We start from the raw sequence: 5470 nt of genomic DNA on the forward strand, positions 1-5470 counted from the left end.
CCGCGCCCGCCGAAGGTGCCGGCGCCGAAGCCCAGCACCGGCACGCGGAAGCCGGAGCGGCCGAGCAGTCGATGTTCCATGGTGTCGATTCCTTGAGAAGAAGAGGTGAAGGTTTCAGGCGCCCAGCGCTTCGCAGCACACCGGCCGCCGGCGCCGTTCCAGCATCTGGCTGCCGAGGGCCAGCACCAGCCCGGCCAGCGTCAGCGCCGCGGCGGCCAGGCCCAGGTTCATCAGGCCCGGCCGGCCCGGCTGGTGCGCGATGACCGCGCCGCCCACCCACGCGCCCAACGCGTTGCCGAGGTTGAAGGCGGCGATGTTCAGGCTGGAGGCCAGGTTCTGCCCGGCGCCGGCGGCCTGCTCCAGCACGCGCATCTGCAGCGGCGCCACGGTGGCGAAGGCCGCCACCCCGAGCACGGCGATGAAGGCCACGGCCAGGGCGGCATGCGGCATCGCCCAGCGCGCCGCGGCCAGCACCAGCGCCAGGGCGAGCAGGGTGCCGACGGCGGCACGCATCGCGCCGCGGTCCGCGAGCCGGCCGCCGAGCAGGTTGCCCACCGCCAGCCCGCCGCCGAAGAGCAGCAGCACCGGCGAGACCGCCGCCTCGGGCAGGCCGCTCACCCGCGTCAGCAGCGGCTGCACGTAGGTGTAGAAGGCGAACACGCCGGCGAAGCCCAGCACCGTCATCGCCAGCCCCAGCCAGACCTGCGGGCGGCGCAGCACGGCCAGTTCCTCGCGCAGCGGCGCGGGCTCGGCGCGGCGGGCATCGCGCGGCACGAAGCGCCACAGCACCGCCAGCGCCGCGACGCCGACCAGGGTGACGGCCCAGAAGGCCGCGCGCCAGCCGAAGTGCAGGCCGATCCACGCACCTGCCGGCACGCCCAGCAGGGTGGCCGCCGTCAGGCCTGTGAACATCAGCGCGATGGCCGAGGCGCGGCGCTCCGGCGGCACCAGGCCGGTCGCCACCACCGAGCCGACGCCGAAGAAGGTGCCGTGCGCCAGCGAGGTGAGCACGCGGGCGGCCATCAGCGCGCCGTAGTCCGGCGCCAGCGCGCAGGCCAGGTTGCCGAGCGTGAAGACGGCCATCAGTGCCAGCAGCACCGTCCTGCGCGGCAGGCGGCGCGTGGCCAGGGTCAGCAGCGGCGCGCCGACGGCCACGCCGATGGCGTAGCCCGAGATCAGCAGGCCGGCCGCGGGAATGGAGACGCGGAGGTCCGCCGAGACCTGCAGCAGCAGGCCCATGATGACGAACTCGGTGGTGCCGATGCCGAAGGCGCCGGCGGTGAGGGCGAGAAGTGCGATGGGCATGATGGCCCGTACTGTGCAGGGCGCCGGCTTCGATGACTAGAATGCCGATCCGACAAGAAGCTGTGAGTTGAATTCACAGAACAGAGGAAGCCGTGCCGCGCATCGAGGTCAACCGTTCCGGCGAGATGGAAGCCTTCGTCCAGGTGGTGGACCGGGGCGGCTTCTCGGCCGCCGCGCGCGTGCTGGGGATGACGCCCTCGGCCGTCAGCAAGCTCGTCGCCCGGCTCGAAGCGCGCCTGGCGGTGCAACTGGTGCACCGCTCCACCCGCAAGCTGCAGCTCACCGCCGAGGGCCGCCACTTCTACGAGCGCAGCGTGCGCGTGCTGGCCGACATGGACGAGGCCGAGCGCTGCGCCGCCGGCGCAGCGCCGCGCGGGCGGGTGAGCCTCAGCGTCAGCGTGCCCTTCGGCCAGCACGTGCTGCTGCCGCTGGTGCCGCGACTGCTGGCCACCCACCCCGAACTCACGCTGGACCTGAGCCTGACCGACCGCGTCGTGGACCTGATGGACGAGCGCGCCGACATCGCCATCCGCTGGGGCCGGCTGGCCGACTCGGAGCTGGTGGCGCGCCTGCTGGGCCAGACCGAGCAGGTGATCGTCGGCACGCCCGACTACCTGGCGCGCCACGGCACGCCGCGCACCCCCGACGAGCTGCTGCGCCACAACCGCCTGGGCAACACCTACCGCCGCAACGTGCCGGACTGGCCGCTCAAGGTGGACGGGCGCATCGTCGAGGTGCCCATCGCCGGCAATGTGCGCGCCTCCGACGGTTCGGCCCTGCGCACGCTGGTGCTGCACGGCGCGGGGCTGGCGCGGCTGTCGGTCTACCACGTGCAGGCGGACATCGCGGCCGGCCGGCTGGTGCCGGTGATGGAGGACTTCAACCCGCGCGAGCTGGAGCCCATCCATGCGGTCTACCTGGGCCGGGCAGGGCGGCTGCCGGCGCGCGTGCGTGCGGTGCTGGACTTCCTCGCGACCGAGGTGCGGCTGCCCGCGCTTTCGGCGCAGAATCGGCGCGCGCCGCCCGCCGCCGCGGGCCGCCTCGCATGATGCAGCCATCGACACACCCTTCCGACGCGGCCTGGACGGTCTTCCCGACCGCCATCGGCCCGGTCGGCCTCGCCTGGAGCGGGGCCGGGCTGCTCGGCGCCCAGTTGCCCGAGGCCGACGAGGCCGCCACCCGGGCGCGCATGGCGCGGCGCTATCCGGCGCTGCCGCAGGTCGATGCGGCGCGCCTGGGCAGCGCGGCGGCGCAGGCGATGGAGGGCATCGCCGCGCTGATGGCCGGCGAGCCGCGCGACCTGCTGGAGATCCCGCTGGACCTGCGCGGCGTGCCCGAATTTAACCAGCGCGTCTATGCGCTGGCGCGCCGCATCCTGCCCGGCCAGACCCGCACCTACGGCGACCTGGCGCTGGAGCTCGGCGACAAGGCCCTGGCGCGGGCCGTGGGCCAGGCGCTGGGCCACAACCCCTTCGCGCCCGTGGTGCCCTGCCACCGCATCCTGGGGGCGGCCGGCTGGAGCGGCGGCTTCTCGGCGCACGGCGGCGCGCTGACCAAGATGCGCATGCTGACCATCGAGGGCGCCTGCCCCGGCGGCACGCCTTCGCTCTTCCCGTACTGACCCGCTGCCGCAACACACAGTCACGGCTTGGGCGTGTACTGGAAACTTTCGTGTTCAAAAAAGTGGCGAATGGATCAATAATGCCGTTACAAGTGGCACGCATTGTCACGAGACAGACTTTTGCCGCATTCTTGCGCCCTCTTCATGGACAGCTCCCCGCCGGTTCCCCAGGACCATGCCTCTGCCGCGGTCGAAACCGCATGGCAACTGGCATCGTCCGCGCTGCAGTTGCTGTCGATGCTCGATGTCGTGCAGCAGTGGTCGCTGGAGGATGCGGACCATCTGGCCGACCTGGCGGAGCAGGCGGACCGGCTCTCGGTGCTGGCCGCGGCGCGCACGCCCCCCACCACGCCTGAGCAGGCCAAGCGCATCGCCAAGGTGCTCGACGCCGGAAGCTGGCGCGCCCACCGGCTGCTGCCGGCGGTGCAGGCACAGGCCCGCGACAAGGCCAGCGCCGCCGGCGTCGAGTCGGCGCTGCGGCGCCTGGGCGACGCGCTGGAGCGGCTGCGCCGCGCCCTGGGGCTGGTGCCCGCCGACGACGACGGCGCCTGATACCGGCGGGCGGGCGCCGGTGCAGGGACATCGGCGCGGCTGCCGGTACCGCCGGGCCGCCGCGCCGACAATGCCCCGATGCCTTTTTCCTCATCGCCGCGCCTCGCGGAGGATTCGCTGGCGCCTGCGCGCCCGCCGGCCGGCAGCGCCTGCATGGACGGCCTGCCGTTGGCCGAACGCCGGCGCGCCATGATGGTGCTGGTCCTCGGCATCGCCCTGGCGGTGCTCGACGGCACCCTGCTGAACCTGGCCCTGCCGGGCATTGCCACCGAACTGCGGGCCACGCCCACGCAGGTGGTCTGGGTGGTCAACGCCTACCAGATCGCCACGCTGGTGCTGCTGCTGCCGCTGGCCACGCTGGGCGACCTGGTGGGCTACCGGCGCGTGTACTTGTGGGGCATGGCGCTGTTCGCGCTGGCCTCGGTGGGCGCCATGCTGGCGCCGTCGCTGCCGCTGCTGATCGCGGCCCGCGCTGCGCAGGGCATGGCCGCAGCCGGCATCATGAGCGTGAACGCGGCGCTGGTGCGGCTGATCTACCCGCGCAGCCAGATCGGGCGCGGCGTGGCCATCAACTCCATGACGGTCGCCGCCTCCTCGGTGGCGGGGCCGTCGGTGGCGGCGGCCGTGCTCTCGGTGGCCTCGTGGCCCTGGCTGTTCGCGCTGAACCTGCCGCTGGCCGCCCTGGTGCTGGCGCTCGGCCGCACCGCGCTGCCGGCCAACCGCGAGGCCCCGGCCGCCGGCGCGCGCATCGATCCGGTGGACGTGCTGCTCAACGCGCTGATGTTCGCGCTGGTGTTCATCGGCGCCGACCGGCTGGGCGCGCGCGAGGGCGCCGCCGCGGGCTTCCCCATCGACGCCGCGCTGCTGCTGGCCGCGGGCATCGGCGTGGGCGCGCTCTACCTGCGCCGCCAGCGCGGCCGCGTGGCGCCGCTCTTCCCGGTGGACCTGCTGCGCATCCCGGTGTTCGCGCTGTCGATGGGCACCTCGGTGAGCGCCTTCTGCGCGCAGATGCTGGCCTACATCGCGCTGCCCTTCCTGCTGCTCGACGCCTGGGGCCGCAGCCACCTGGAAGCGGGGCTGCTGATCACCGCCTGGCCGCTGGCCATCGTGGCCATGGCGCCGCTGGCCGGCAGGCTGATCGGCCGCGTGCCCGACGGGCTGCTGGGCGGCATCGGGTTGGGGCTGATGGCGCTCGGGCTGGCCCTGCTGGCGGCGCTCCCGCACAACGCGCCGGACGCCTCGGTCGTGTGGCGCATGGCGCTGTGCGGGCTGGGCTTCGGCCTGTTCCAGTCGCCCAACAACCACACCATCGTCACCTCGCCGCCGCGGCACCGCAGCGGCGCTGCCAGCGGCATGCTGGGCACCGCGCGCCTCACGGGGCAGACGCTGGGCGCCGTGCTGCTGGCGATCATCTTCAGCGTCTGGAACCCGCACGACGGGCAGGGCCCGGCGGTGGCGCTGGCCGCGGCAGCGGCGTGCGCGGCGCTGGCCGGGGTGTGCAGCACGCTGCGGCTGCGCGCCGCGCCGGCCACGCACTGAGCGCGGCCGGCCGGCTCAGGCGCTCATCGAACGGCTGCCGGCGACGATGCGGTCGAGCGCCTCTTCGGCCTCGGCCAGCCGGCGCACCACGGCGCGGCCGGCTGCCACCGCCTCGGCGTGGCTGCGCAGCGGGCGGGCGGAGGATTCGATGCGGTGAAAGAGCGGCACGTCCTGCGCCGGGTTGTCGTCGGCCTGCAGCACCACCCAGTGGAAGCAGGCCTCGCCGCGCTGTTCGACGGTGATGGCCATGGTCCTGAGAGTCGGCATGTCCTGCTCCTGCGAGATGCACCGACCGCAAGACGATCGGGCAGCGCCTGATCTGAACATGCCGGATGGGCCCGGCGGCAACAAACTGTTGACGGCCTGGCGCCGCTCAGCCGGCCGGCTGGGCGGGCAAGGCCGGCGCGCCGCGCATGGCGCGGTTGAACAGCGGCGTGGCCATCAGCGTGCTCG

7 protein-coding genes are annotated in these 5470 nt (G+C 73.9%); 5 read left to right on the forward strand and 2 right to left on the reverse strand.

Annotation, left to right across the window (positions count from 1 at the left end; translation table 11 throughout):
- Positions 1–114: 114 nt before the first annotated feature.
- A complete protein-coding gene (locus ACIY1X_RS24295; protein ID WP_399685680.1) occupies positions 115–1305 on the reverse strand; it encodes an MFS transporter in 1191 nt (396 codons plus the stop codon).
- 92 nt (positions 1306–1397) lie between these two features.
- Here ACIY1X_RS24295 and ACIY1X_RS24300 point away from each other — a divergent pair, with 92 nt between their 5' ends.
- The 4 genes from ACIY1X_RS24300 to ACIY1X_RS24315 all read left to right on the forward strand — a co-directional run bounded on the left by ACIY1X_RS24300 (position 1398) and on the right by ACIY1X_RS24315 (position 5017).
- Positions 1398–2354, forward strand: a complete 957-nt coding sequence (locus ACIY1X_RS24300) for a LysR family transcriptional regulator (RefSeq protein ID WP_399685682.1) — start codon at positions 1398–1400, stop codon at positions 2352–2354.
- Complete coding sequence (locus tag ACIY1X_RS24305) at positions 2351–2926, forward strand: methylated-DNA--[protein]-cysteine S-methyltransferase (RefSeq protein WP_399685685.1); 576 nt, start codon at positions 2351–2353, stop codon at positions 2924–2926. The genes ACIY1X_RS24300 and ACIY1X_RS24305 overlap by 4 nt, the downstream gene beginning before the upstream one ends.
- 144 nt (positions 2927–3070) lie before the next feature.
- Positions 3071–3478 (forward strand): hypothetical protein, encoded by a 408-nt coding sequence (locus ACIY1X_RS24310; RefSeq protein ID WP_399685688.1) that lies wholly within the window; start codon positions 3071–3073, stop codon positions 3476–3478.
- 153 nt (positions 3479–3631) lie between these two features.
- The gene (locus ACIY1X_RS24315; protein WP_399685694.1) at positions 3632–5017 is read left to right on the forward strand and encodes an MFS transporter; all 1386 of its coding nucleotides are present in this window, start codon (positions 3632–3634) and stop codon (positions 5015–5017) included.
- Positions 5018–5032: 15 nt separating this feature from the next.
- Here ACIY1X_RS24315 and ACIY1X_RS24320 read toward each other — a convergent pair whose 3' ends face one another.
- On the reverse strand, positions 5033–5284 hold the full coding sequence (locus ACIY1X_RS24320; protein ID WP_157008389.1) for a hypothetical protein: 252 nt from the start codon (positions 5282–5284) through the stop codon (positions 5033–5035).
- On the opposite strand from ACIY1X_RS24320, the gene ACIY1X_RS24325 reads away from it, so the two are divergent.
- Positions 5283–5470 (forward strand): hypothetical protein (locus ACIY1X_RS24325; protein ID WP_399685691.1); only part of this gene is annotated, 188 nt, incomplete at its 3' end. The genes ACIY1X_RS24320 and ACIY1X_RS24325 overlap by 2 nt on opposite strands.

The organism is Xenophilus sp., from assembly GCF_044462705.1.
GTDB classification, from domain to species: Bacteria; Pseudomonadota; Gammaproteobacteria; order Burkholderiales; family Burkholderiaceae_C; genus Xenophilus; species Xenophilus azovorans.